Origin of the sequence: Aromatoleum evansii (genome assembly GCF_045689615.1) — a bacterium.
GTDB classification, from domain to species: domain Bacteria; phylum Pseudomonadota; class Gammaproteobacteria; order Burkholderiales; family Rhodocyclaceae; genus Aromatoleum; species Aromatoleum evansii.
Genome location: NZ_CP141259.1, coordinates 4,142,779 through 4,168,255, shown reverse-complemented (window position 1 = coordinate 4,168,255; position 25,477 = coordinate 4,142,779). Strand labels below are relative to the sequence as shown.

Here is a 25,477-nt window from a genome sequence, read left to right as displayed (position 1 = left end):
GCCGACCGGAACGGATCCGTGGGGTGTCCGTCCGGTCGCGCCCGGTCGTCTGATCTTGGCTCGGTCCTCCAGCGCGACGCGACCATGGTGGCTTGTGGCCACCTGGTCGAGGCTTGCCCTGCTGGGGGCGCTCGCGTTTCACGCGAATGCCGCCGTGGCCGGATGGGAGCCGGCCGCGGGTGAGCCGGCTTCCGACTCTTCGGATCTGGCGGCAAGCGGCGCCGGACCGCAGCGGGCGGTGCGCGTGTTCCGCGTATATGGCTGGCATGCGCTCGAACCGCATGCGGCCGTAATCTGGCTGGGGGTCGACGAACCCTATGTGATCCGGCTTGCACGCAGATGCAGGGTCGCTGCCGACGAGACCCCTTCGGTGCTCGTCCTGCGCGACAAACATCTCGTTCCCGGTCGCGACCGCATGGTATTTCCTGCCGGTGAGTGCGCGATCGATAGCCTGTCGCGTGCCGACCGGAATAAACTGCGCGCGAGCGCGATCACCCCGGACGGTGGTGTGGTCGTCCGCCTGATCCACGACGCCGGACCGCGCAGGACCCAATGAAGATACTTCTCGTCGAAGACGATCCGCAGCAGGCCGCCTACATCCGCAGGGGGCTGCAGGAAGCGGGGCACATCGTCGACGTCGCCGCCGACGGGCGCGACGGCTTGTTTCTCGCCACTACCGAAAGCTACGACGTCCTGGTCCTCGATCGCATGCTGCCGCGCGTGGACGGCCTCACGGTGCTGCGCACGCTGCGCGCGTCGAACGTTGCGACGCCCGTCGTCATCCTCAGCGCGCTGGGCGAAGTTGATGACCGGGTCGCGGGCCTGCGCGCCGGCGGCGACGACTACCTGGTGAAGCCGTTCTCGCTGATCGAACTCGTCGCCCGGCTGGAAGCCCTGGCGCGCAGGGGCGCGGTGTCCGGGGCCGGCGGGCCGAACACGCGGCTCGCCGTTGCCGACCTGGAGATGGATCTCCTGCGCCGCAGCGTCACGCGTGGCGGACGCAAGATCGAACTCAAGCCGAAGGAGTTCCAGTTGCTCGAGTTCATGCTGCGCCATTCGGAGCAGGTGGTCACGCGCGCGATGCTGCTCGAGGCCGTCTGGAACTACCATTTCGATCCCCAGACCAACGTCATCGACGTGCATATCTCGAACCTGCGCGCGAAAATCGATCTGGCTGGCCTGCCGCCGCTGATCCATACGGTGCGCGGCGCCGGCTACCGCCTGACCGCCGATGTCGCGTGAGACGGCGCCGGGCGGGCTGCGCGCCTGGTTCGGCAGCCCGTTCCACCGCTTCGCCCTCGCCCTGCCGGCCGCGATCGCGCTGATCGTGGGGGTACTCTTTTATCCGCTCTTCCGCGAGGCCGAGGGACATATCCGCGATGAGGTTCGCGCCGCGATCACGCTGGAGATCAACGGCCTCGACGAGCACTTCCACGAGCGCGGAATGGCCGGCCTGCGCGACGCGCTGCAGCGCCGCGTCGATGCGGCGGCGGACCGCGACGCCGTGTACCTGCTGACCGACCGTGACGGGCGGGCCGTGGTCGGCAACCTGGCGGCCTGGCCCGACGGCGTGCCGGTGGCCGACGAGGCCTGGTTCCACGTCCGCGAGCCCGACGGCAGCACGCTGGAAGGGCAGGTGTTCGTGCTGTTCGGCGGCGACCGCCTGCTGGTCGGGCGCCATTCGCCGCTGGAATCGTTCCAGCAGCACATGACGACCCGGCTGTGGGGGTCCGCGGCGCTGATCATCGTCGTTGCGGCCGCGATCGGATGGTTCTTCATGCAACATCTGCACCGCCGGCTCGAGACGCTGGCGCGCGAGGCGGCGCGCATCCAGGAAGGCCACCTGGCGCAGCGCCTCAGCCTGAGTGCACGCAATGACGAGCTGGACGCGCTGGCGCGGCGCTTCAATCGTGCCTTCGACGAGATCGAGCGCCTCGTCGATGCGTCGCGGCACGTCTCCAGCGCGATCGCGCACGACATGCGTCGTCCGCTGATCGCCCTGCGGCGGGCGATCGACGAGGCGCGCGAGGCTGCTGCTGCGGACCGGATCCTGCGCGAGCGGCTGGAGGGGCTGGGAGTGCAGACGGATGCACTGCTGCGCACCTTTGCTGCGCTGTTGAGCCTGGCGCGCATCGAGGCCGGCGCGCTCGGGCCGACATGGCAGCCGGTGGACCTCCGCGCCGTGGCCGCCGATGCGATCGAACTGTACGAACCGGTGGCCGCTGCCGAGGGCAGGGAACTCGTCGGTACGCTGGCGCCGGCAACGGTGCGCGGAGATCCGGACCTGTTGTTTCAGGTGCTGCAGAACCTGATCGAGAACGCGCTGAAGCACGGGGCGGGGACGATCGCGCTCGATCTCGCGGCGGGCGAAGGCCGTGTCGTGCTGAGCGTGCGCGATCATGGCGCGGGCGTTCCCGACGCCGCGCTGCCGCGGCTGTTCGAGCGCTTCTTCCGCCTCGACGAGAGCCGCAGCGCGGCGGACGGGGCCGGTGTGGGACTGGCGCTGGTGCGGGGCATCGTCGAAGCCCACGGTGGAAGCGTGTCGGCGCTCGATGCCGGCCCGGGCCTCGCCATCGAGGTCGTGCTGCCTGTCGACGGCGCAATGCCTGCGTCGCTTGACTGATGCCGCCGGACGTTCTATTTTTCCTACGTCCCAAGGGGGAGTAGCTCTCCGCCGCGGCGTCGTCAATCCGGCAGTCCCCGTGCAGGGGTTGCCCGGCGCCCGGGCAGTCGTTTCCTGACGGCTGCGAGCAAGACCTTTGCCGCGATGGCGGAGGTCCCCTTGTCGTATCCACGGCCCTTCGTCCTCGCAGGACAAAGGGCCGTTCTGTTTTTGCGCCTGCGGTGCGGGCAGGACGGGCTGGCGGATCCGGCAAGGAGGGAATTTATGGAAACAATCGGTACATGGTGGATGTGGGCGGGCTTCTTCGGCATCGTCCTGGCGATGCTCGCGGTGGACCTGTTCGTCGTCGGCGGGGGGCGCCAGCATCGCGTGAGCTTTCGCGAGGCGGCAACCTGGTCGGCCGTGTGGGTGACGGTGTCGCTGGTCTTCGCGGCCGGGTTGTGGGGCTACCTCGACGGTTCGCTCGGGCGGGAGGTCGCCAACCAGAAGACGCTGGAATTCCTTACCGGCTACCTGATCGAGAAATCGCTCGCAGTCGATAACGTGTTCGTGTGGCTGATGCTGTTCGGCTTCTTCGCGGTGCCGCTGGAATTGCAGAAGCGCGTGCTGGCGTACGGTGTGATCGGGGCGATTGTGCTGCGGACGGCGATGATCTTCGCCGGCGTGTGGCTGATCGCGAAGTTCCACTGGATCCTGTATGTGTTCGGCGCTTTCCTGCTAGTCACCGGCTTGAAGATGTGGTGGTTCGCCGAGGCCAAGCCCGACCTCGCGAACAACCCGCTGATCCGCTGGCTGCGCGGGCACATGCGTATCACCGACCACCTCGAGGGCGAGCGCTTCTTCGTGACCCGCGGCGAGGGCGGGCGCCTCGTGCGCTACGCGACGCCGTTGTTCCTCGCGCTGGTGCTGGTGGAGATCTCCGACGTGATCTTCGCAGTGGACTCGATCCCGGCGATCTTCGCGATCACGACCGACCCCTTCATCGTGCTGACCTCCAACGTCTTCGCGATCCTGGGCCTGCGGGCGATGTACTTCCTGCTCGCCGGCATGGCGGACCGCTTCTCGCTGCTGAAGTACGGCCTGGCGCTGGTGCTGGTGTTCATCGGCACGAAGATGCTGCTGATCGACCTGATCAAGATCCCGGCGGGGGTGTCGCTTGGCGTTGTGGCGGTCATCATCGCGACGTCGATCGTGCTGTCGCTGCGTCGGGAGCGCAATGAGGGGGAGGTTGAAGGGGCGGCGGCCACCGAGGGGCGCGGGGCCTGAGTGCGGCTGCGCCTTGAACGGAAACGGGGCAAGCGCCCCGCCGGATGCGGCGGGAGGCTTGCCCCGGGGTGTGAGCCTGTTGCGGCTTAGATGATGGTCACGTCGTCGGCGGTGAGGGTTGCGCCGACGTTGAGCTGCGCGACTTGCACCGCCCCGCCGGCGCCATTGGCGTCGGCATCGTAGTACAGCGCTCCCGTGGTGCTATCGAACAGCAGGAAATCATCCGCTTCGACCGCAACAGTGCCGCTGACCAAGCTGCCGGCCGCGAGCGCACCATCCGTAGTGAAGGCGGTGAACACGCTGTTATCGAACACGAGCATGTCGTTGCCGTTGCCGAAGTCCGTGATGGTGTCGACGCCCGTCAGATCATCGAACAGGAACACGTCGTCGCCCGCACCGCCGGTCAGGACGTTGGAGCCCGCGTTGCCGTCCAGGACGTTGGCGCCTGCGTTGCCGGTTGCGCTGAACGCCCCGGTGCCCGTGAGCTCGATGTTCTCGACATTGGCGAGCTTCGCGAGACTGAAGTCGGACGATGCGATCACCGTGTCGCTGCCGCCGCCAGCCTGCTCGACGATCTTGTCCTTGGCGTTGTCGACGACGTAGGTGTCGTTGCCCGCGCCGCCGGCCATGTTGTCCGCATCGGCGCCGCCGTCGATGAAGTCGTCGCCGTCGCCGGCCTTGATCTTGTCCTTGCCGGCGCCGCCGGAGATGTCGTCGTTGCCCGCGCCGGACATGATGACGTCGTTGCCCGAGCCGCCGTCGATGATGTCATCGCCGTCGCCCGCGGTGACCTTGTCGTTGCCGTCATCGGCGGAGATCACGTTGAGGCCGTTGCCGGCAATGATGTTGTCGTTGCCGCTGCCGCCGTGGATCTCGTCGTTGCCGTCGCCGCCGGTGAGCTTGTCGTTGCCGTCACCGCCGTCGAGGAAGTCGTCATCGGCGCCGCCGTCGAGGTGATCATTGCCCTTGCCGCCGATCAGGTCGTCGAAGCCGTTGCCACCGAACAGCTTGTCATTGCCGTCGTCGCCGTCGAGGATGTCGTCGCCGTCACCGCCGGTGAGCTGGTCGTTGCCCTTGCCGCCGAGGAGGTCGTCGTCGCCGGCCAGGCCGAAGAGCTTGTCGTTGCCGTCGTTGCCGTCGAGCACGTTGTCAATGTCGCTGCCGGTGATGTTGTCACTGCCGCGCGAGCCGACGATGTTCTCGATGCCCATGAGGGTGTCGTTGCCCTGGCCGCGGGACGTGCCGCTCGTCAGGTTCACCGTCACCTTCTTGGAGGAGTCGTCATAGTTCACGGTGTCGTCGCTGCCGGTGCCGTTGTAGGTGTCATCGTCCTTGCGACCGCCGTGGTCATCGAAATCCGTGCCGGGGAATTGCGTGTGCACGATGTCCTCGACGAAGTCCTCGAAGAGCTCCTCATTCAGGAGCAGCGCATTGAAATTCGTGGTCGTCAAGGACAAGTCGCTGATCAGCATCAGCGACGCGTTGCCGGCGTCACGGAAGTCCAGGCTGGTGATGGTGCCGCTGCTGAGGTCGCTGCCCGGGAAGTTGCCCGTGATGACGAGGGTGCTTGCATGCGGAAGGTCGTCGCCCTCATAGGTCAGGCCGAGCGTGATCGACGTTGCCGAGGCCGAAATGACGGTCGTGGAACTGATGTCGCCGGCCAGGTCGTCAGCGTGGTCAGTGGATACGGTAGGGGCGAGGGTGATCGTTGCCATGTGCAGTCTCCCAACAAGGTTCTACAGGGTTGTTCGAAAGGTGATGCGGATTCGGCTTTGCGGTCGCTCACCGGTTGCGGCCGACTGTTTCATCCTGCGGGTGCATGGATTGCCGACTCATCTGGCTGATACATGCGCGTGGTAAAAATTCCCGCAGATCCGTAGATCGTAGTGTAATCCCCATCCCGAGAGAGGTTGGGAGAGATTGAAAGCAAATGTTTCAGCTGCCCGCGACCTCGTGGTTTCATTCTGGTTGTCGGCGCTGCAGGTGCGAATAGCATGTTGCGGGCAGTCCGCAGCCTTCGCTATGTAGCGCGAAGGGACTCCTGTTACAACTTCGCCGCCGACGAATGGCGCCCGGCGCGCGACGTAAGGAGGGGCGCCGTGGCGTGATCCCTTACCGGGCCGTCGGCAGCCGCGATGACCAGTGCGGCGCTTGCGCGTGTAAGCTGATTGCATGGTGCTGGGGCATGGAGCGCGGAAGTATGGCAGGTCTGCTTTCCACGACTGTGACAGTTTGTTCCGGGGTCGGGCCGGAGATGGCGCAATGAGCGGCGCGGCGGCGCTCAAGGCGCGCGAGCTGGCGAAGATGAAGCGTGTGGCGCTCGCGCTGCTCGCCACGGTGACGCTGCTGTTCGTGCTGGCGCGCCTGCAGCATGGCGTGGGCATCTGGGGCTGGGTCGCGGCCTTCGCCGAGGCGGCGATGATCGGCGCGCTCGCGGACTGGTTCGCCGTCGTCGCGCTGTTCCGCCATCCGCTCGGCCTGCCAATCCCGCACACGGCGATCATCCCGGCGAACAAGGACCGCATCGCCGGCAACCTCGCGGCCTTCATCCGCGACAAGTTTCTTGCCACGGATACCATCGTGCGCAGGATGCGGGCTTTCGATCCGGCCGGCCGCATGGGGGCGTGGCTGCAGCAGCCGGACAACGCGGCGATGATTGCCGGCAAGCTGGGGTCGGCGCTGGCCGGCTGGCTCGATTTCATCGACGATGCGCGCGTGCGCCGCTTCCTCGCCGCGGCGATCCGCGGGCGGTTGAAGGAGGTCGACCTGTCGGAGGTGACGGGCAGGATCCTCGACGCGATGACGGCCGACGGTCGCCATCAGGAGGTGCTGGATGCTGCGCTCGCACGTCTGGCGCGATGGCTGGACGACCCGGACGTGCAGGCGTCGTTCGCGGCGATGATCGTCGAGGTGGCGGGCAAGGAGTATCCGAAGGTGTTGCGGACGGTGGGGCTCGTGACCGACACCGAGGAATTCTCGCGCCGCATCGCGGCGAGCCTGGTGCGCGGCATCAACGGCTGGTTGCACGACATCGGCGACGACCCGCAGCATCCGCGCCGGCAGGCGTTCGACGAGTCGGTGGCGGAATTCATCGAGCGCCTGAAGACGGACGCAGAACTGGCCGCGCGCATCGAGGCCGCCAAGCGCGACCTGCTCGCGCACCCGGCGATGGCCGAGTACCTGAACGGCTTGTGGGACGACATGAAGAGGTGGCTGCGCAGCGACCTGCAGCGTGAGGACTCGCAGCTCGCGGGCCGGCTGCGCAGCGCGGCGATGGCTTTCGGGGCGACGCTTGCGGCCAACCCGGCGCTGCACGATTCGCTGGACGATCACCTGCAGTCGGCGGTCGTCGCGCTCGCGGACGACTTCCGCGATGGGCTGGCGGATCACATCGAGTCGACGATCCGCGGCTGGAAGGACGAGGACCTGGTGCGCGAGCTGGAGCTGAGCGTGGGGCGCGACCTGCAGTTCATCCGCCTGAACGGGACGCTGGTGGGCGGAGCGATCGGGCTTTTGCTGCATGCGCTGACCTTGCTGGCGACGCGGCCGGGGTAGCGGGCGCTCCGCGAGGGGCGGGTTTCACGATGTCTTGACATGTGTTCGACGGGCGTTTGACGGCCTCCGCGCGATGCTGGCGCGATTGTGAAACCGTCCGATCCACGCACCTGGAAATCGCCCATGCCCTTCACCCAGACCCAGCTCGTGCTGAGACGCTACTACGCACTGCTCTATGTCGCGGTGTTCGCGATGATCGCGCTCTTCTGGCCGCATGCCGAGGTCGGGTCGTCCGGCGCGCGCGTGTTCCTCGTGGCGGCGACGGCGGGCTACGCGGCCTTGTACGTCGCCCCGCTGTGGATCCTCAGCTCGGCGCTGGGCCGGTTGCTGCGCAGCTTTCCGGGATGGCGGGTGCGGGTGCCCTACGGGGTGGCCTTTGTCGGCGGCAGTGCCGTGCTGCTGGCGATCTTCGCCGACTACCGCCTGTACGAGCTGTACCAGTTCCATTTCAATGCCTTCGTGTGGAATCTGCTGACGACCCCCGGCGGCATCGAGGCGCTGGGCGCAACCGAGGCGACGACGCGTTCGCTCGCGCTGCAGGTATCGGTGTTCCCGATCCTGTGCGGCGCAGCGCTGGCGCTGCTGTACCGCCGCGTGACGCACGGCTGGGCGCCGTCGCCGCGCACGCTCGTTGCGGCCGTGCTGGTGCTGTTTTCGGTGCTCTCGGTGGAGGAGGTCGTGTATGCCTACAGCGAGCACGTCGGCAAGGAGGACTACCTGCAGGCGGCCGAGGCCATCCCCTTCCACCTGCACACCGGCGCGCGCAAGGTGTTCAAGCGCATGGGCATCGAGCAGGCGGCCGTGAAGGAGCTGCGCCTGGCGGGCGGTACGGTGGACTACCCCGGCCATGACCTCCCTGCGAAGGAGATCGCGAAGCGGCCCAACCTGATGATGCTGGTGGGCGAGTCCTTCCGCTGGGATCTGCTGAGCCCGGAGATCACTCCCAACCTGTGGAAGCTCTCGCAGGAGGGAACACGCTACGAGCAGCACTACAGCGGCGGCAACCGCACGCGCATGGGCCTGTTCTCGATGTTCTACGGCTTGTATGCGCCTTACTGGTACAGCTTCGAGCAGCAGCGCGTCGCCCCTGCGCTGATGAACTTCCTGCGCGACCGGGGCTATCAGCTGGCGATCCATACCAGCCAGAGTTTCGACTATCCGGAGCTGCGCCATACCGTGTTCTCGGGCGTGCCGGAGGCGAACCTGCAGGAGCTGAAGCAGGGCGAGCCGTGGCGGCGCGACGTGCAGAACATCGACGACCTGATCGGCAAGTTCGACCGCCGCACTGCCGACAAGCCTTTCTACGGCTTCATGTTCTTCGAGTCGACCCACGCACCCTACACCTTTCCGGAGGAAACCGCGCTGCGTCAGGACTACCTGCGCCAGCTCGACTACATGAAGCTCGACCTGCGCGACAATATCGACGCGATCCACGCGCGCTACATCAACGCCGCGCATCACGTCGATGCGCAGATCGGACGCCTGCTGGACCATCTGCGCGCGCAGGGGGAACTCGACAATACGGTGATCCTGTTCTCGGGCGATCACGGCGAGGAGTTCATGGAGAAGGGCCACTGGGGCCACGGCCACGGCAACACCTTTCCCGAGGAGCAGATCCGCGTGCCGCTGGTGATCCGGCTGCCCGGCCAGCAGCCGCAGGTCGTCACGCACCGCACCTCGCACCTGCAGATCTCGCCGACGCTGCTGGAGTACCTCGGCGTGACCGCCCCGCCGCGCAGCTACAGTTCCGCGGATACGCTGGACCACACGGCGGACAATCTCGTGCTGGGCGAGTACGACTACATGGGGATCTTCGACGGCGAGCACAAGATCTCCTTCCCCTACACGCGCAGCTCGTTCTTCCGCTACAGCGTGTTCGATGCGCAGGATCATCCGGTCGCGCGCGAGGAGGGCAAGCAGGTGCTGGCGGAGAAGCAGTCGCTGCTCGACGCGGTGGTGCGCGAAAGCAGGCGTTTCGTGCGGTAGTACCGGCAACCGCGCCGCGACCTCGGCGGGACGGGCCGGCCGGCCATGCATAATGTGGGCGACGAGCCCACGATGGTCCGGCCAGATGATCAATGTCCCCAACACCATCACCTTGCTGCGTGTCGCACTGATCCTTCCGCTTGCCGTGCTGCTGCGGCGGGGCGAGTTCGGGATCGCGCTGGCGCTCTTCGTCGTGTCGGCGCTGTCCGACCTCGCCGACGGCCTCATCGCGCGTCGCTGGAATCTGCGCACGCGTTTCGGCGCGATCGCCGATCCGGTCGCCGACAAGCTGACGATGCTTACGGTGACGCTGCTGCTCGCGTTCGACGGGCGGCTGCCGTGGTGGCTTGCCGCGGCGGTCGTGACGCGGGATGTCGTGATCGTGGGCGGCGCGCTCGCCTACCACTACCTGATCGGGACGGTGGAGATGGCCCCGAGCGCGGTGTCGAAGCTCAATACCGCGCTCGAGTTCCTGCTGCTCGCGAGCGTCCTTGCGATCGGCGCGGGATTCGTGGCTGGCGGGACGTGGCTCACCGCGCTCACGCTGACGACCTTCGTTACCATCGTGTGGTCCGGTTCCCACTATGTGTTGGTGTGGGGCCGACGGGCGTCACGGGCGCGACGCAGCCGATCCGCGCAATCCTGACCCGCCGGGCCGCGGAAGGCGTCAGGCCTCGGCCTCGTCCTCGTCCGGTTCGTTTCCTTCGATGCTGGCGAGCGCCGTTGCCGCGCGCTGTAGTGCCGGCAGGAACTGCAGGGCCTTTTCGCGCGTGAGCCGCATGATCGGTGCCTGGATCGCGAGGCCCATGTTGGACTGCTTGCGTTGCGTCGGGACGAGCACGCCGATGCACAGCAGGCCCGGCAGGAATTCCTCGTTGTCGAGCGCGTAACCGTTGCGCTTGACCTCCTCGATCTCGCGTTCGAGGGCGTCCACGTCGGTGATCGTGTTCGGCGTGAACTTTTCCAGCGGCGCGTAGGCGAGCAGGCGCCGGCGTTGGGCGGGCGTCATCTGGGCGAGGAAGAGCTTGCCGGTGGCGGAGCAGTGGGCCGGCACGCGCGAACCCGGATGCAGGTAGAAGCGCAGCGGGGCGGTTGACTCGAGGCGGTCGAGGTACATCACTTCGCTTCCCGAGAAGGCCGTGATGTTGCAGCTCTCGCCGACCTCTTCGACCAGTTGGCGCAGTACGACGTGGCGCGCGCCGTGGGTGGTGCTGTTGAGCAGCAGGTTCTCCGCGAGACGGCGCAGGCGCACGCCGGTGCTGTAGTGGCGGCCGTCGCCTTCGCGATGCAGCAGGCCTTCGGACTCGAGCTGCTGCAGCATGCGGTGGAGGGTGGGTTTCGGTAGTCCCGTTTCTTCGACGAGGCCTTGCAGGGAGACCGTCTGGTCCTTGGCCGCAATGACTTCCAGCAGGCTGAATAGCCGCATGGTCGGGGTGTCGCCGTCGATGCGGGCGGGTTCCGATGCGGAGGCGCGGGTGATCTTCATGGCGATCTCGCTGAGGTAAGTTTCGATAAATAATACACCACGTACCGGTTTATAAGAATACCTGTTGACTGTGCCCTGTTTTGCATCTAGAGTTTGATCAAGTTTCGAATAACGGAACGAAACGTATCGAAAGTTGTTTCGCTTGTTGTTGCTGATGCGTATTACCGCCCCCGCGCCTGACCGGCATATGGGCGGCGACGTCGGCGGCGCGCGTGACCCGCGTCGCTCCGCCGGCGGTGCTCCATCCGTGGTATTTCCCTCCACGGCCCCGCTTCCCCGGACGGGGCCGTTACCTGGCCGGAACCGAGTCGTCTCCCAACCCCTGCGGTTCCGGCATTTTTTTGGTGAATGGAATGAAAGCGATCAACCGCATCATCGAGACCGCACGCGCGAAACCCCGACGGATCGTGCTCAGCGAGGGCGACGACCCGCGCGTGCTGCAGGCCGCGGTGCGCGCGACGCGCGAAGGCACGGCGAAGATCGTCCTCGTCGGCAGCTGCGCCGCGATCGAGGCCTGCGCCTACCGTGAAGGGCTGGATCTGGCGGGCATCGAGCTGGTCGACCCGGCGCGTTCGCATCTCACCGAGGGTTTCGTGCGCGTGCTGCTGCGCCTGCGCGCGCACAAGGGCATGACGCTCGAGCAGGCCCAGCGCGACGTGCTCGACCCGCTGTGCTTCGCGAACTTGATGGTGCGCCTGGGGCATGCGGACGGGTCGGTGTCGGGCGCGGTGCGCACGACTGCCGACGTGGTGCGTACCGCGATCCAGATCATCGGCCCGGACAAGTCGTTCAAGCTCGTGTCGAGTTTCTTCCTGATGATGTTGTGCGAGCCCTTCCACAGTCTGAAGGGCGGGTTGATCTTTTCGGACTGCGGGCTGGTCGTGGACCCCGATGCGGAGGAATTGTCGGAGATCGCGATGGCGGCGGCCGACAGCGCGCGCAGCCTGCTGATGGAAGAACCGCGCGTCGCGATGCTGTCCTTCTCGACGAGCGGCAGCGCGAAGCATGCGGCTGTGGACAAGGTGGTGGCGGCCGCGCAGCGCGTGCGCGAGATGCGCCCGGGGCTCGCGATCGACGGCGACGTGCAGCTCGATGCGGCCATCGTGGCCGAGATCGCCAACCGCAAGCTGCCGGATTCGCAGGTGAAGGGGCGGGCGAACGTGCTGGTGTTCCCGAACCTCGAGGCGGGCAACATCGGTTACAAGCTGGCGGAGCGGGTCGGCGGCGCGGTTGCGATCGGGCCGCTGCTGCAGGGGCTGGACAAGCCGGCGAACGACCTGTCGCGCGGCTGCAGTGCCGACGACATCTTCTACGTGATCGCGGTGACGGTCGTGCAGGCACAGGCGGCGGACGCCGCGCGGCAGCGCGAGACTGCGGCCGCGGTGTGAGATGGACGGCGGGACGCAGCTCGCGCTGCTGCTGATCGTTGCGGTCGCCACCTATTTCCAGACGGTCACGGGCTTCGGCCTCGGCATGATCGTCATGGGGGCGACCAGCGGCATGCAGCTCGCTTCGGTCGCGACTGTCGCGGCGGTCGTGAGCCTGGTGTCGCTCGCCAACAGCGTCGTCGCGCTGCCCGGTCGCATGCACGGCATCGACTGGCGCGCGGCACGGGCGGCCATCCTGGGCATCCTGCCCGCGATCGTCGCCGGCGTGGTGCTGCTCGATTTTCTGAGTGCCACGGCGGCCGGCATCCTGCAGCTTCTGCTCGGCATCGTCATCATCCAGGGCAGCGTCGGCTTCGCCTTGCGCCCGGTGCAGCTCGACGAGCGCTCGTCGGATTTCAGCTTCGCCGCCAGCGGCTTCTTTTCGGGGCTCAGCGGCGGGCTCTTCGGCGTCGCGGGGCCGCCGCTGATCTTCCAGTTCTATCGCCAGCCGATGGATGCGGTAGCGGTGCGCAACATTCTCCTGCTGCTCTTCTCGGTCACCTCCGCGACCCGCTCGGTCTACCTCGGCGTGCAGGGCCGGCTCGATGCGGAGATCTGGACGGTGTTCGCGCTCGCCTTGCCGGTGGTGGCCCTCGTGACGATCGTCGGGCGTCGGTACCCGCCGCCGCTCGCCGCGCGCACGATGCGCCGCCTCGTGTTCATGCTGCTGATGGCGATCGGTGCCTATCTGGTGATGTCGGCACTGCCGACAATCGTGGCGGGTTGGTAGCGTCGCTGTGGCGTACTCGCCCGTTGATGCTCATATGGCAATTGGCAATAACGATATGGGGTTCTAATAACCAGAGTTCGAGTATCCTCCACTTCGATATTTCGTCGTTCAGAGTTGGAGGCCCACGATGTCCGAACTCCTTGGCGTTGCCGCTGGCGTGTTGACCTTCGTGTCCGCCGCTTGCGTCCTCGGGCGCATGCGCAAGCAGGAAGGGCTCGCCTGGCTGGAGAGCCGGCCCCAGGATGTGGCGCGCCTGTATCTGAGGTCGGCATCCGACGTCGATGCCTACTGGCTGCACGTGGAATTCCGCAATGGCCGCAAGCGCATGGTCGCGGCGCCGTGGGAGATCGAAGACGCGTTGCGCCGCCTGGCGCCGCTCGGGCTCAGGCTGTCGGCGCAGGACCGCGAGGCGCTTGCGCGCCTGCATCACCGGTGAACGCCGCGCTCCGCAGGCGACGGGGCTATTCCGCCGGTGCGTCAGGTTCGACTGCGCCGGCCGCGGCCCGGCCGCGCTGCTTGGCCGCGATGAAATCGCCGCGGGGAATGTAGAGCAGGTCGCCGAGCTTGCGCATGAGGTGGTTCTCGTGATGGCTCAGCGTGCCATCCGCGTAGGCCACCTGCCACAGGTATTCGACCATGCGCAGCTTCTGCTCAGCGCTGAAGCCCTTGTTGAGGCGTGACGTGAAGCTGTAGAGGTCCGGCGCATCGCGCGAGGTCGCGTCTGCGAGGTCCATCAGGCGCGCGAGCTCGTCGTCGCCAAGGGTGAACTTGTTGCGCAGGGCCTGCACGACGGCCGTGCGCTCGGCCGGCGAGTAGTCCTCATCCGACCGCATCACCTCGACGAGGAGCACCGCTGCTGCGAGCTGAAGTGCGTGATCGGGGCCCTTGGCGGCGGCCGCACTGGATGGACCAGCGGTAAGGGAGTTGAATAGATCCCGCAGGTTGGCAAACATCGTCGTCGAGCGCTCCCATTCGAACACGAACGAGGGCTCAGTGTAGCGCGAGGCGCGAACGGGTTTCGCACGAGTGGCCAGGAACCCTCCAATCGCATAGGAGTTTACGGACGAGAGTGGCGATGCCTCGGCCCGAACCGCTGCTTACGGTGTCGAGATGTTCAGCACCCCCTTGTATAAGTTCGCCTTCTCCCACGGGTCGTCGATTTTCTCGAAATGTCCGGTACCGGAGGCTCCCTTGTAGAGACCGCTACCACTGAGCACCGTGTAGCGGCCGAGCATCGGCTTGCCCGGCTCGACAACGCCTTCGAAGCGCAGCGTCAGACTGGAACCGTCGGTGAAGGTGTAGGTGCTGTAGCCGTAGAAGGGCCCGGCGCCGTTCCGGAAATCGAACGAGAACGTAAACTCCTTGTTGGCGATGCGTCCGTCCGCGAACACGGCGGTACCGGCGTAGCGGCCGGTGCTGACCATCTGCCCCTCGACCTCGGCGATCTTTTCAGTCTTCACGTCGATGGTGCGGGTGACCAGCTGGAACCTGAGCTCCTGTTCCGCGGCCAGGCCGAGCGCGGGCGCGGCCACGAGCGCGGCGCCCAGGAGAAACCCGCGCAGCCGTCTGCGCAAGGGGGAACCCCCCGCGCTGCAATCGATGGCATTGTTCATGTCGATCTCCCCGGTCAGTTGTCAGGACGCTAGCGCGTGGTGGTCGCTCCGTCGCCTGGCGCGCTCGCGAGCAAGGGGTGGCCGGCATCGTAGGTCCGTGTCTTCACGTAGGGATTGAGCCACCCGCCGCGATCGAGCAGCGCCCGGGAGTAGCCGGCGAGGGTCGCCGTCATGACCGTGTCGGCCGATTGTGTGCCGTCCTCGTGACGCATCGCTGCTGCGAGGGGATTGCTCCACGTCCCTCGTTCAGCAAAGCCGTCCATGGTTTGTCTTGCCTGCGTGACAAGAGGGTCGGCAGCCGGCTCGGCCGACACGGCTGCGGTTGAAAGCGACAGCAGCGTGCCCGCTCCGAGTGCCCCGATGATTCCGATCAGTCGTTTCATGTTCGCCTCCATTCCTCTGGCGCGCCGGCTCGAACATGCCGCCGGGCCGCCATGATTTTTTCTATGCCGCCGCCCGCGAATCGGCCTGACGATCGTCTGACGAATCGCTGATTTTTTTATTCACACGAAAAATCAACGTGTTATGAATCCGTCGCGGCAGGTTTTCGGTTGGCGGAACAGCACCGAAAGCCGGCGAATGGGCCGGATGTCGTTACGGTTGCCCCGGATGCCGGCATGGTCTATCCGTAAATTGACCGGCTTGCATCCGGCCCAGGGGGCTCAATGGATTCCTTCTTCCTGCACGACTGCCGCATCCGTCCGTCCGAGCGCATCATCGAGCGCAATGGCGAAGCCCAGCGCATCGAGCCGCGGGCGATGGACCTGCTCCTGTTGCTCGTCGCGCGGGTGGGCGAAGTCGTGACCCGCCAGGAAATCGAGGATCGCCTGTGGGAAGGCCGCGTGGTCGGCTACGACGCGCTCACCCAGACGGTGGCGAAGCTTCGACGCGCGCTGGGCGACGATGCCCACGAGCCGAGCTTTCTGCTCACCATCCCCAAGGGCGGTTACAAACTCGCGGTGGCTCCCGAGACGCGAGACGCAGGCGAACAGCGGCTCGCAGTGGCGGAGGCGCCGTCCCTCGCCGCACCGATGGTGCCCGCCAACGCGGCGCCGCGCGGCCCAAACCGCCTGTGGCGCCTCATGGGCGGAGCGCTCCTCGTGCTCGTCGCCATCGCCGGCATCGGGTGGATGAGCCAGGAGGCCCCGCCCGCGGCCCGGCCGGCTACGGCCCTGGAGCGACGGCCGGCCCTTGCGGTACTGCCATTCCTCGATCGCAGCAATGACGACGACTACGCCTACGTCGCCGACGGCCTGACCGAGGATCTCATTACAACCCTGACCCATATTTCAGAGCTCAACGTGCTCGCTCTGACCTCGACCACCGGATACAAGAGCCAGCCGTTCGACGCTGCAGCGGTTCGGCGTGCGCTCGGCGCGCGCTACGTCGTCACCGGGGCCGTGCAGGCGGATCAGGCCTCGCTGCGCGTTCATGTGCAACTGATCGACGCGGAAAGCGAAAGCAATCTATGGGCGGAGAAGTACGATCGACCCCGTGCCGAATGGTTTGCCTTGCGCGACGAATTGGCCGATGCGATCTCGTCGCGAGTGCTCCCGAACGTGCAGGAGGCCGAGAAGCGCCGCGCGCGCCGCAAGCCGACGGAGAACCTGGATGCCTACGATCTCTTCCAGCGGGCGCGGAGCGAGAAGCACAAGCTCACGGTCGACAGCGAGCGGGAGGCGGTGACCTTGCTGCGCCGGGCGATCGAGCTGGACCCGAATTTTGCCGAAGCCCACGCCTTGTTGGGTTGGGTGGGCGCCCTCGAAAGGCTCTTCGGCGGAACCGGCGCGTCCTATGAGGAGTCGCTCGCGCAGGTGCAGCGCAGCCTGGAGCTTCACCCGCAGCTTTCGATCGGATATCAGGCGCTCACGCAGGTGCTGACCTTCATGAAACGCTTTGAAGAGGCGACCCAGGCCGGACTGCGGGCGATCGAGATCAACCCCAACGACGCCGAGAACCACATCTTCTACTCGCGCGCGGCATCGACCGCGGGGTATTACGAGCCGGCGGTGGCGGCCGCCGAGCGGGCGGTCGCGCTCAACCCGATGTATCCGAAGTGGTACCCCTACATCTTCGCCCGGGCGCTGTACGCGGACGGACAGATCGCGCGGGCGGTGGAAATCTGCGCCGACGGGATGGCCCGCCAGCCATTCGTGGCAACGACGGTGACCTGCATCGCGGTGTTCGAACGCGCCAGCCGTCACGACGAGGCCGCGGCCCATGCACGGACGCTCAACGCGGCGCCGATACCGATCACGGTGGCGCACGCCCAGGATTCATGGGGATTCCGCGAGGCGGCACTCAACGAACGCTTTGCGGACGACCTGACGGCGGCAGGCCTGAGGCGGTGATCAGCCGATCGACCTCAGTGGGGCGGCACACTTTCCCGGTCGGCGCCCCGAAGCCGACGGTGCTCCCCGCTTACGTCTGAGTGGGCACCAGCCGCCACGCGTCCGCTTCGATCGGCAGCCAGGCCTCGATGGCGGCGGTGGCGACGACGTGGAGCATGTCCTGCTCGGGGTGACGCACGTCGAGGCCACCGAATACCACCTTGACCTCGGGGCGGCCGCGCGGGAGTTCGGCGCAGACGACTTCGGCGTCGACGAGGTCCGGGCGTTGCACACCGATCGTGACCTGCACGCGCATGTCCTGGGTGTCGTAGCCCAGGGTGCGGAACAGCGGCATCACGGAGTGGTGCAGGGCGTCCTGCACGGCGCGGCAGGCGGCCTTGGTGTAGTCGCCGCCGAGGAGGTCGTTGCCGGTGCCCATTTCGAGGATCAGGCGCCTTTCAGGCATGGGCGGGCTCCAGGTCGAAGGAGACGATGACGGCGGCGTTGGCGATCACGGTGACGCCAGTGCCGTCGTGCTTGGGGATGTCGAGCCCGCCGGGCACGAGCCTGATCGTGGGCTTGCCGTAGGGGAAGACTTCGAGCAACGGCGCGAGGTCCACCGCTTCGGGTTTCTGGATGCCGATCTCGACGTCAATCAGCATCTCGTCCTTGGGGAAGCCGAAGGCCGAGGCGACGTTGAGGGAGTTGTGCCACAGCGCGTCGCGGATCGCGCGTGCGGCGGCCTGGGTGTAGTCCTGGCTGCGGATCGAGGTCCCCATGCCGAACTGCACCACCATGCGGGTCTTTGCCATGCTTTGCCGGTCTCCTGGTCGGTGGATGGGCGCGCTCAGCGGTGGGCGTGGCCGCCGATGAGCTGCACGATTTCGGGGAAGAGCGTGTTGTCCAGCCCCCGCGTCAGGTCGGCCGCGAGGCTGCGGCGGTAGAAGGGGCTGAGGTCCAGGCCCACGCCGAGGCCGAGGATCTCGACCGCCCCTTCGCGGCTGCGCCGGGCGACGACGTCCTTGAGGTGATTGTCGAGGTAGAAGGGGTCGTTGGCCAGCCCCGTGGCGCTGTCCGAGGGGCAGCCGTCGGAGATCACGATGAGGATGCGGCGGGCCTCGGGGCGGGCGAGCAGGCGGTTGCACGCCCAGTCGACCGCTTCGCCATCGATGCCTTCGCGGAAGAGGTCGCCCTTGAAGAGGGCGGCGATGTCGGTGCGCGCGCGGCGCCAGTTGCGCTCGGCGTCCTTGAACACCATGTGGCAGACCTCATTGAGCCGCCCGGGGTGCGAGGGGCGGCCGCGGCTCATCCAGTCGCGGTACGCGCGCCCGCCGTTCCACGCGCCGGTGGTGAAGCCCAGCAATTCGGTGGCGACGCCGATCATGTCGAGGGCGCGCAGCAGCGTGTCGATCATCACCGCGACCGGCTCGATGTGCGCCTTCATCGAGCCGGAGCAGTCGAGCAGCAGGCCGACGATGCAGTCGGACTGCGGCAGGTGGCGCTCCTGGCGGAAGACGCGGCGCTCGGCGGGCGAGCTGATGACTTGCGCGAGGCGGCGGCCGTCGATGTGGCCTTCCTCTTCGCCGAAGCGCCAGCCGTCGCGCGCGGGGCGGGTGAGGACCGCGGCGAGCTGGCGTGCGAGGCGCGGCAGGTTGAGCCCTTGTTCGGCGACGCAGCGATCCAGCCGTTCGCGGTACTCGCGCAGCAGCGCGCGGCGCACGAGCGTGCCGGCGGCGACCTCGGTGTCGAAGCGGGTGGTGTACACGCGGTAGGCGAGGGCGGCGTCGGCGAGCACCTTGCTCGTGCCGGTGGTCGCGGCGGCGATGCCGTTGTCGCCGTCGCCGGCGTCGTCGAAATCAAGCAGCAGGGCGAAGTCGCGCGTGGCGGGTTCGTCCTGATCGGCCTTCTCCCCGTCTTCGGCCGCGGCCTGCTCGGCGCGCACGCGCTCGCCGACGATGCGCGCGATCTCCAGTGCGTGCGGCGCGAAGGCGGCCTGATCGTGGCGCTGGCGGCGGATGCCCGCGAGCGACATGCCCATCGCGGAGACGAGGCCCATGCGGGTGCTTTCGATGTAGTCCTCGGTGTCTTCGAGGACGGGGCGCGTGGTGAGGCGCGACCAGCACATCTGCGCCACGGTGTACAACAGGATGCCGACGCTGCCCTCGGTGAGGCCGGAGCGGTAGAAGGCGCGCGACCAGCTCACGAAGCGCTCCTGCAGGTTGTGCGCCATGCCGGGCATGGCGGCGGGCGCGAGGGTTTCGACGCGCAGTTGTTCGAGCAGCTCGAAGACGAGACGCTCGACCGGGTCGGCGGGGGCGAGGCGGGCGTGCAGGGCGGCGTCCGAATGCAGCAGGCGCAGGGCGATGCCGTCGGCGGCGGCGCGGCAGTCGGCGAAGGCGTCGGTGCCGGCGTCGATGCGCAGGTGCGGCGCATGCACGGGCACGCTGCGTTCGCCTGCATACAGGCGGCGCCCGCGGTAGTGCAGGGCGGGGCGGCCGGTGAGCGCGCGCAGCGTCGCCGCGCACAGCTCCTCGACGCGCTGCTGGCGCCGCGCCTGTTGCTGAGCGTTGGGCGCCGGGGCCTTGCTCACGCTGCGGCCTCGCGCATCCAGGATTCGTCGAGTTCCGTGCCGAAGCAGCGCTGGTAGTACTCGGCGACGATGGGGCGTTCGGCCTCGTCGCACTTGTTGAGGAAGGACAGCCGGAAGGCGAGCGCCGGGTTGCGGAAGATCTCGCAGTTCTCCGCCCAGGTGATCACTGTGCGCGGCGACATCAGCGTCGACAGGTCGCCCGCGGCGAAGCCCTTGCGGGTGAGCTCGGCGACCGCGACCATCGCGCGCACGAGTTCCCGGCCTTTCTCGTAGTTCTTCGCCGGCACGCGCGCGAGCACGATCGCCACTTCCTCGTCGGCGGGCAGGTAGTTGAGCGTCGCGACGATGTTCCAGCGGTCGATCTGCGCGTGGTTGAGCACCTGGGTGCCGTGGTACATGCCCGAGAGGTTGCCGAGGCCCACGGTGTTCGAGGTTGCGAACAGGCGGAACCAGGGATGCGGGCGGATCACGCGGTTCTGGTCGAGCAGCGTGAACTTGCCGTCGCGCTCGAGGATGCGCTGGATCACGAACATCACGTCGGGGCGACCGGCGTCGTACTCGTCGAAGATCAGCGCGACCGGCCGCTGCAGCGCCCACGGCACGATGCCTTCCTGGAATTCGGTGACCTGGCGCCCGTCGCGCACGACGATCGCGTCCTTGCCGACGAGGTCGAGGCGGCTGATGTGGCCGTCGAGGTTCACGCGCACGCACGGCCAGTTCAGGCGCGCGGCGACCTGTTCGATGTGCGTCGATTTGCCGGTGCCGTGCAGCCCCTGGACCATCACGCGGCGGTCGCGCGTGAAGCCGGCGAGGATGGCCAGCGTGACGTCCGGGTTGAAGCGGTAGGCCTCGTCGATCTCGGGGACGTGGTCATCGTGGGTGCCGAAGGCGGGCACCTGCAGGTCGGAATCGATTCCGAACAGCGAGCGGACCGAAACCAGCTGGTCCGGTGTGTCGAGGGCGAGTTCCGTCACGGCAGTCTCCTGGGGGCGTCTTGTGCGATTCATGATAGTCGCGTTCCGGTAAAAGGTACAAGAAGTTCCGGAAAGAGAAATTTAGCTTGACGCCTGCGAGGCTTGATCCTACATTCACATCAAAACAGCGAATCCGTGCATAAGGCTGAACGATTGGCCCGCGACCGGACGCGCAAGAAGACGACAAGCATCGGTTGCGGCCTTGCGGGCCGCGCCAACGGAGGAGACGGACGTGAAACCGGAAGCTGGAAATTCGGCTGGGCTGCAGCACGGCCTCAAGCAGCGGCACATGACGATGATCGCGCTGGGCGGCGTGATCGGCGCAGGCCTCTTCGTGGGCAGCGGCGTGGTGATCAAGTCGGCCGGCCCGGCCGCGGTGCTGTCCTTCCTGCTCACGGGCGGGCTCGTGGTGCTGGTGATGCGCATGCTCGGCGAGATGGCTGTGGCGATGCCGGGTGTCGGCGCCTTCTACGAATTCGCCCGCACCGCGTGGTCGGACCGGCCCGCGGTCGGCAATCTCGCCGGCTTCCTGACCGGCTGGATGTACTGGTACTTCTGGGTCATCGTCGTCGCGCTCGAAGCGGTCGCCGGGGCGGATCTGGTGCGTTACTGGCTGCCGGACGTGCCGGCCTGGATCATCAGCCTGGTCTTGCTGGTGACGCTGACGATGACCAACCTGATCTCGGTGAAATCCTTCGGCGAGTTCGAGTTCTGGTTCGCATCGATCAAGGTCGCGGCGATCATCGTGTTCCTGTTCCTCGGCGGCCTGTACGTGCTGGGGATGTGGCCGGACGCCACGGCCAGCGTCGCCAACCTGACCGAGCACGGCGGCTTCATGCCGAACGGCATCGTGCCGGTGCTGACGGGGGCGGTTGCCGCCACCGGCTTCTACTTCGGTGCCGAGATCGTCACGGTCGCCGCGGCCGAGACAGCGGAGCCCGAGCGCGCCGTCGCGAAGGCGACGAGTTCGGTGATCACCCGCGTGCTGGTGTTCTACGTAGGCTCGGTACTGCTCGTCGTATGCCTCGTGCCGTGGAACTCCAGCGCGATCTCGACGCCCTACGTCAGCGCGCTCGACGCGATCGGTATTCCCGCCGCGGCGCAGATCATGAACGCGATCGTCCTGACCGCGGTGCTGTCGGCGCTGAACTCCGGCCTCTACGCCTCCTCGCGCATGCTCTTCGCGCTGACGCGCCGCGGCGATGCGCCGATGGTGCTGGCGAAGGTGAGCCGCAACGGCGTACCGGTGCCGGCGATCCTGATCGGCACGCTGTTCGGTTACGGGGCGGTGGTGATGTCGTACGTGTCGCCCGACACGGTGTTCGCCTTCCTCGTGAATTCGTACGGCACCGTCGCGATCTTCGTCTATGTGTCGATCGCGGTTTCCCAGCTGCGCCTGCGTGCCCGTCTCGAAAAGGAAGATCCCGCGCGCCTGCGCGTGAAGATGTGGTGCTATCCCTATCTCACCTGGGTCGCGATCGTCGGCATGCTCGCGATCGTCGTCGCGATGGCCTTCATCCCCGAGCAGCGCACGCCGCTGCTGCTGGGCGTGGCGAGCCTGGGCATCCTGCTTGCCCTGTACGGCATGAAAAGCCTGTGGTTGGCGAAACCGGACATCGCCCCCGTCGTGATCGACACGCAGGCTTTCGAGCGATCCTGATCCCTCCGTGCGCGGGGTAGGGGCCGTCACCGGCCCCGCGCCGCCGCGCTTCGGCAGAAAACGGCATCCGTCGCCGATTGGCGCGGATGCCGTTTTCACGTCCACGCCCTGCCGATCCTGCTGCACTTGGATGTAATTTCAAAATAAGAGACAAATGGTTCAGAAAAACGAAATTTATGTTGACGTCTCAAAAATGTCGACGTACATTGAACTCAAGTATCGAATATCGGAACGCTATGTACCGAAAACGATATCTTGACTTCGCGATCACTCGACAAGGAGACAGCAGCAATGAGCGAACAAGACCGCCGCACCGTCGTCAGCGGCCCGCACAAGATGACCCCGTCGGAAGCCTTCGTGGAAACCATGGTGGCCAACGGCGTGACCGACATGTTCGGGATCATGGGCTCGGCCTTCATGGACGCGATGGACATCTTCGCGCCGGCCGGCATCCGCCTGATCCCGGTGGTGCATGAGCAGGGTGCGGGCCACATGGCCGACGGCTACTCGCGCGTGTCGGGTCGCCACGGTGTCGTGATCGGCCAGAACGGTCCCGGCATCTCCAACTGCGTGACCTCCATCGCGGCGGCGTACTGGGCGCACAGCCCGGTCGTGATCGTGACCCCCGAGACCGGCACCATGACCATGGGCCTGGGCGGCTTCCAGGAATGCAAGCAGCTGCCGATGTTCCAGGAATTCACCAAGTACCAGGGCCACGTCACCAACCCCGCGCGCATGGCCGAGTTCACCGGCCGCTGCTTCGACCGCGCGATGAGCGAGATGGGCCCGACCCAGCTCAACATCCCGCGCGACTACTTCTACGGCGAGATCACCTGCGAGATCCCCAAGCCCAGCCGTCTCGATCGCGGCCCCGGCGGCGAGCAGAGCCTGAACGAAGCGGCCGAGCTGCTCGCCACTGCCAAGTTCCCGGTGATCATCTCGGGCGGCGGCGTGGTGATGGCCGATGCGGTCGAGGAGTGCAAGGCGCTCGCCGAGCGCCTGGGTGCGCCGGTCGTGAATAGTTACCTGCACAACGATTCCTTCCCGGCGAGCCACCCGCTGTGGTGCGGCCCGCTCGGCTACCAGGGCTCCAAGGCGGCGATGAAGCTGATCAGCCAGGCCGACGTGGTCGTCGCGCTCGGTTCGCGCCTCGGCCCCTTCGGCACGCTGCCGCAGCACGGCATGGACTACTGGCCGAAGAATGCCAAGATCATCCAAATCGACGCCGACAACAAGATGCTGGGCCTGGTGAAGAAGATCTCGGTGGGCATCTGCGGCGACGCCAAGGCCGCCGCGAAGGCGCTGGTGTGGCGCTTGACCGGCCGCACGCTCGAATGCGATGCGACCCGCGAGCAGCGCTTCGCCAAGGTGCAGGAAGAGAAGGCCGCGTGGGAGCGCGAACTCGACGAGTGGACGCACGAGCGCGACCCCTTCAGCCTCGACATGATCGAGGAGAACGCCAAGGAGAAGACCTTCAACGGCGGCGACTACCTGCATCCGCGTCAGGTGCTGCGCGAACTCGAGAAGGCGATGCCGCCGGACGTGATGGTGTCCACCGACATCGGCAACATCAACTCGGTCGCCAACAGCTACCTGCGCTTCGAGAAGCCGCGCAGCTTCTTCGCCGCGATGAGCTTCGGCAACTGCGGTTACGCCTTCCCGACCATCATCGGCGCGAAGGTCGCCGCGCCGCATCGCCCGGCAGTGTCCTACGCCGGTGACGGCGCCTGGGGCATGAGCCTGATGGAGACGATGACCTGCGTGCGCCATAACATCCCGGTGACCGCGGTGGTGTTCCATAACCGCCAGTGGGGCGCGGAGAAGAAGAACCAGGTGGACTTCTACAACCGCCGCTTCGTCGCCGGCGAACTCGACAACCAGAGTTTCGCGGAAATTGCGCGGGCGATGGGCGCCGAGGGCATCACCGTGGATCGGCTGGAGGACGTGGGCCCGGCGCTGAAGAAGGCCATCGACCTGCAGATGAACCACGGCAAGACCTGCATCATCGAGATCATGTGCACGCGCGAACTGGGCGACCCGTTCCGCCGCGACGCGCTCTCGAAGCCGGTGCGTCACCTCGACAAGTACAAGGACTACGTCTGATCCGTAGCGCCTGAAGAAGGCGGGGCGGCCCACAAGGCCGTTCCGCCACCGCCCGACATCCCCACCGGACCCCGATCCAATGACCACTCAAACGACAATTGCGCCGCCCGCGATGTTCAGCGAGGTGCGTGTGCTGATGCCGGGCTTCATGCTGTGCGCCGTGATTGCCGTCGCGGCGACCTTCGTGTCCGAGCATTACGGCGGACCGCAGTTTCTCTACGCGCTGCTGCTGGGCATCGCGTTCCACTTCCTTTCCGACAGCGAGAAGTGCATCCCCGGCATCGAGGTTTCCGCGAAGAAGCTCGTGCGCTTCGGCGTCGCGCTGCTCGGTGCGCGCATCGTCGCCAGCGACGTGAGCGACCTGGGGCTGATCGGCGTCGGTGCCCTCGTCGGCGCGGTGGTGCTGACCATCGGCTTCGGCCTGTTGCTCGCCCGCATCCTCGGCCTGCCGCCGCTGCTGGGCCTGCTCTCGGGCGGCGGCACGGGCATCTGCGGCATCTCCGCGACGCTCGCGATCTCCTCGACGCTGCCCGCGACACGCGAGACCGAGCGCTACACGTTGCTCACCGCGATCGGCGTGGCGATCTTCTCGACCGTCGCGATGGTGCTCTATCCGCTGGTCGTGAAGGCCGCCGGGTTGTCGGTGAGCGAGGCGGGGCTCTTCCTCGGTGGCTCGATCCACGACGTCGCGCAGGTGGTCGGCGCCGGGCTGATCATCTCGCCCGAGGTCGGCGACGCAGCGACGCTCGCGAAGATGTTCCGTGTCGCGATGCTGATGCCGGTGGTCGTCGTGCTCGCGTTGGTGTTCCACGCCGAGCGCAAGAAGGAAAACGGCGGCAGCGCGAAGAAGACGCCGATCCTGCCGCTTTTCCTCGTCGCCTTCGCAGCGCTGGCGGCGCTCAACAGCCTGGGCCTGCTCTCGCACGAGCTGGTCGAGGCGAGCTCCACGCTCTCGCGCTGGTGCCTGGTGATCTCGATCGCCGCGCTGGGCGTGAAGACCTCGCTGGAGAAACTCGCCGAACTGGGGTGGAAGCCGATCGTGCTGCTGTCGGGCGAGGCCTTGTTCGTGGCTGCTTACATGCTGGCGGTGGTCTTCGCCGCCCGCCTGATCGCGACGTAATGACGGAGGCCGGA

Annotated in this window: 23 protein-coding genes; 14 read left to right on the top strand and 9 right to left on the bottom strand. The window is 66.9% G+C overall.

The annotated features are described in order from the left end of the window. Positions 1–94 precede the first annotated feature (94 nt). The 4 genes from U5817_RS19515 to U5817_RS19500 all read left to right on the top strand — a co-directional run bounded on the left by U5817_RS19515 (position 95) and on the right by U5817_RS19500 (position 3,889). Positions 95–556 carry a DUF6491 family protein gene (locus U5817_RS19515; protein ID WP_407278500.1) on the top strand — a complete coding sequence of 154 codons (462 nt, stop codon included), beginning with the start codon at positions 95–97 and terminating at the stop codon, positions 554–556. Next, positions 553–1,242 carry a response regulator transcription factor gene (locus U5817_RS19510; protein WP_407278499.1) on the top strand — a complete coding sequence of 230 codons (690 nt, stop codon included), beginning with the start codon at positions 553–555 and terminating at the stop codon, positions 1,240–1,242. Before U5817_RS19515 ends, U5817_RS19510 begins: the two co-directional genes overlap by 4 nt. Next, on the top strand, positions 1,232–2,623 hold the full coding sequence (locus U5817_RS19505) for an ATP-binding protein (RefSeq protein ID WP_407278498.1): 1,392 nt from the start codon (positions 1,232–1,234) through the stop codon (positions 2,621–2,623). The genes U5817_RS19510 and U5817_RS19505 overlap by 11 nt, the downstream gene beginning before the upstream one ends. Positions 2,624–2,887: 264 nt before the next feature. Further along, positions 2,888–3,889 carry a TerC family protein gene (locus tag U5817_RS19500; RefSeq protein ID WP_407278497.1) on the top strand — a complete coding sequence of 334 codons (1,002 nt, stop codon included), beginning with the start codon at positions 2,888–2,890 and terminating at the stop codon, positions 3,887–3,889. Positions 3,890–3,975: 86 nt separating this feature from the next. On the opposite strand, the gene U5817_RS19495 is transcribed toward U5817_RS19500, so the two are convergent. Continuing rightward, positions 3,976–5,604, bottom strand: a complete 1,629-nt coding sequence (locus U5817_RS19495; RefSeq protein WP_407278496.1) for a calcium-binding protein — start codon at positions 5,602–5,604, stop codon at positions 3,976–3,978. 547 nt (positions 5,605–6,151) lie between these two features. On the opposite strand from U5817_RS19495, the gene U5817_RS19490 reads away from it, so the two are divergent. From U5817_RS19490 to U5817_RS19480, 3 genes are all read left to right on the top strand, one after another. Continuing rightward, positions 6,152–7,444: a DUF445 domain-containing protein gene (locus U5817_RS19490; protein WP_407278495.1), complete on the top strand. Its 1,293-nt coding sequence runs from the start codon at positions 6,152–6,154 to the stop codon at positions 7,442–7,444. A gap of 123 nt (positions 7,445–7,567) precedes the next feature. Continuing rightward, positions 7,568–9,430 carry a sulfatase-like hydrolase/transferase gene (locus U5817_RS19485; protein WP_407278494.1) on the top strand — a complete coding sequence of 621 codons (1,863 nt, stop codon included), beginning with the start codon at positions 7,568–7,570 and terminating at the stop codon, positions 9,428–9,430. Between the two features lie 85 nt (positions 9,431–9,515). Beyond that, positions 9,516–10,076 carry a CDP-alcohol phosphatidyltransferase family protein gene (locus U5817_RS19480; protein ID WP_407278493.1) on the top strand — a complete coding sequence of 187 codons (561 nt, stop codon included), beginning with the start codon at positions 9,516–9,518 and terminating at the stop codon, positions 10,074–10,076. 21 nt (positions 10,077–10,097) lie between these two features. Here U5817_RS19480 and U5817_RS19475 read toward each other — a convergent pair whose 3' ends face one another. Next, entirely contained in the window at positions 10,098–10,916 is an 819-nt protein-coding gene (locus U5817_RS19475) for an IclR family transcriptional regulator (protein ID WP_407278492.1), read from the bottom strand. Positions 10,917–11,269: 353 nt separating this feature from the next. Here U5817_RS19475 and pta point away from each other — a divergent pair, with 353 nt between their 5' ends. The 3 genes from pta to U5817_RS19460 all read left to right on the top strand — a co-directional run bounded on the left by pta (position 11,270) and on the right by U5817_RS19460 (position 13,509). Next, positions 11,270–12,304: a phosphate acetyltransferase gene (gene pta / locus U5817_RS19470; protein WP_407278491.1), complete on the top strand. Its 1,035-nt coding sequence runs from the start codon at positions 11,270–11,272 to the stop codon at positions 12,302–12,304. 1 nt (position 12,305) lies between these two features. After that, entirely contained in the window at positions 12,306–13,073 is a 768-nt protein-coding gene (locus U5817_RS19465; RefSeq protein WP_169126211.1) for a TSUP family transporter, read from the top strand. Positions 13,074–13,200: 127 nt separating this feature from the next. Beyond that, positions 13,201–13,509 carry a hypothetical protein gene (locus U5817_RS19460; RefSeq protein ID WP_169126212.1) on the top strand — a complete coding sequence of 103 codons (309 nt, stop codon included), beginning with the start codon at positions 13,201–13,203 and terminating at the stop codon, positions 13,507–13,509. A 25-nt stretch (positions 13,510–13,534) separates the two neighbouring features. Here the strand turns inward: U5817_RS19460 and U5817_RS19455 are convergent, their stop codons facing one another. From U5817_RS19455 to U5817_RS19445, 3 genes are all read right to left on the bottom strand, one after another. Then, positions 13,535–14,053 (bottom strand): TerB family tellurite resistance protein, encoded by a 519-nt coding sequence (locus U5817_RS19455; protein ID WP_407278490.1) that lies wholly within the window; start codon positions 14,051–14,053, stop codon positions 13,535–13,537. A 117-nt stretch (positions 14,054–14,170) separates the two neighbouring features. Continuing rightward, positions 14,171–14,686, bottom strand: a complete 516-nt coding sequence (locus U5817_RS19450; RefSeq protein ID WP_211166971.1) for a hypothetical protein — start codon at positions 14,684–14,686, stop codon at positions 14,171–14,173. A 29-nt stretch (positions 14,687–14,715) separates the two neighbouring features. Continuing rightward, positions 14,716–15,069, bottom strand: a complete 354-nt coding sequence (locus U5817_RS19445; protein WP_169126213.1) for a hypothetical protein — start codon at positions 15,067–15,069, stop codon at positions 14,716–14,718. A gap of 282 nt (positions 15,070–15,351) precedes the next feature. Here U5817_RS19445 and U5817_RS19440 point away from each other — a divergent pair, with 282 nt between their 5' ends. Then, positions 15,352–17,037, top strand: a complete 1,686-nt coding sequence (locus U5817_RS19440) for a winged helix-turn-helix domain-containing protein (RefSeq protein ID WP_169126214.1) — start codon at positions 15,352–15,354, stop codon at positions 17,035–17,037. Positions 17,038–17,107: 70 nt separating this feature from the next. Here U5817_RS19440 and U5817_RS19435 read toward each other — a convergent pair whose 3' ends face one another. From U5817_RS19435 to U5817_RS19420, 4 genes are read right to left on the bottom strand one after another with little or no spacing between them, the layout of a single operon-like run. Beyond that, complete coding sequence (locus U5817_RS19435; protein WP_407278489.1) at positions 17,108–17,482, bottom strand: Lin0512 family protein; 375 nt, start codon at positions 17,480–17,482, stop codon at positions 17,108–17,110. Next, positions 17,475–17,828, bottom strand: coding sequence for a Lin0512 family protein (locus tag U5817_RS19430; protein WP_169126216.1), 354 nt, complete (start codon positions 17,826–17,828; stop codon positions 17,475–17,477). The genes U5817_RS19435 and U5817_RS19430 overlap by 8 nt, the downstream gene beginning before the upstream one ends. Positions 17,829–17,863: 35 nt before the next feature. Further along, positions 17,864–19,606, bottom strand: coding sequence for a cobaltochelatase CobT-related protein (locus tag U5817_RS19425; RefSeq protein WP_407278488.1), 1,743 nt, complete (start codon positions 19,604–19,606; stop codon positions 17,864–17,866). After that, positions 19,603–20,580 carry an AAA family ATPase gene (locus tag U5817_RS19420; RefSeq protein WP_407278487.1) on the bottom strand — a complete coding sequence of 326 codons (978 nt, stop codon included), beginning with the start codon at positions 20,578–20,580 and terminating at the stop codon, positions 19,603–19,605. The genes U5817_RS19425 and U5817_RS19420 overlap by 4 nt, the downstream gene beginning before the upstream one ends. Before the next feature lie 232 nt (positions 20,581–20,812). On the opposite strand from U5817_RS19420, the gene U5817_RS19415 reads away from it, so the two are divergent. From U5817_RS19415 to U5817_RS19405, 3 genes are all read left to right on the top strand, one after another. Further along, on the top strand, positions 20,813–22,240 hold the full coding sequence (locus U5817_RS19415) for an amino acid permease (RefSeq protein WP_339380149.1): 1,428 nt from the start codon (positions 20,813–20,815) through the stop codon (positions 22,238–22,240). A gap of 291 nt (positions 22,241–22,531) precedes the next feature. Next, complete coding sequence (xsc, locus tag U5817_RS19410) at positions 22,532–24,343, top strand: sulfoacetaldehyde acetyltransferase (RefSeq protein ID WP_169126219.1); 1,812 nt, start codon at positions 22,532–22,534, stop codon at positions 24,341–24,343. A 112-nt stretch (positions 24,344–24,455) separates the two neighbouring features. Next, positions 24,456–25,463, top strand: a complete 1,008-nt coding sequence (locus U5817_RS19405) for a putative sulfate exporter family transporter (protein WP_211166981.1) — start codon at positions 24,456–24,458, stop codon at positions 25,461–25,463. Positions 25,464–25,477: the final 14 nt, after the last annotated feature.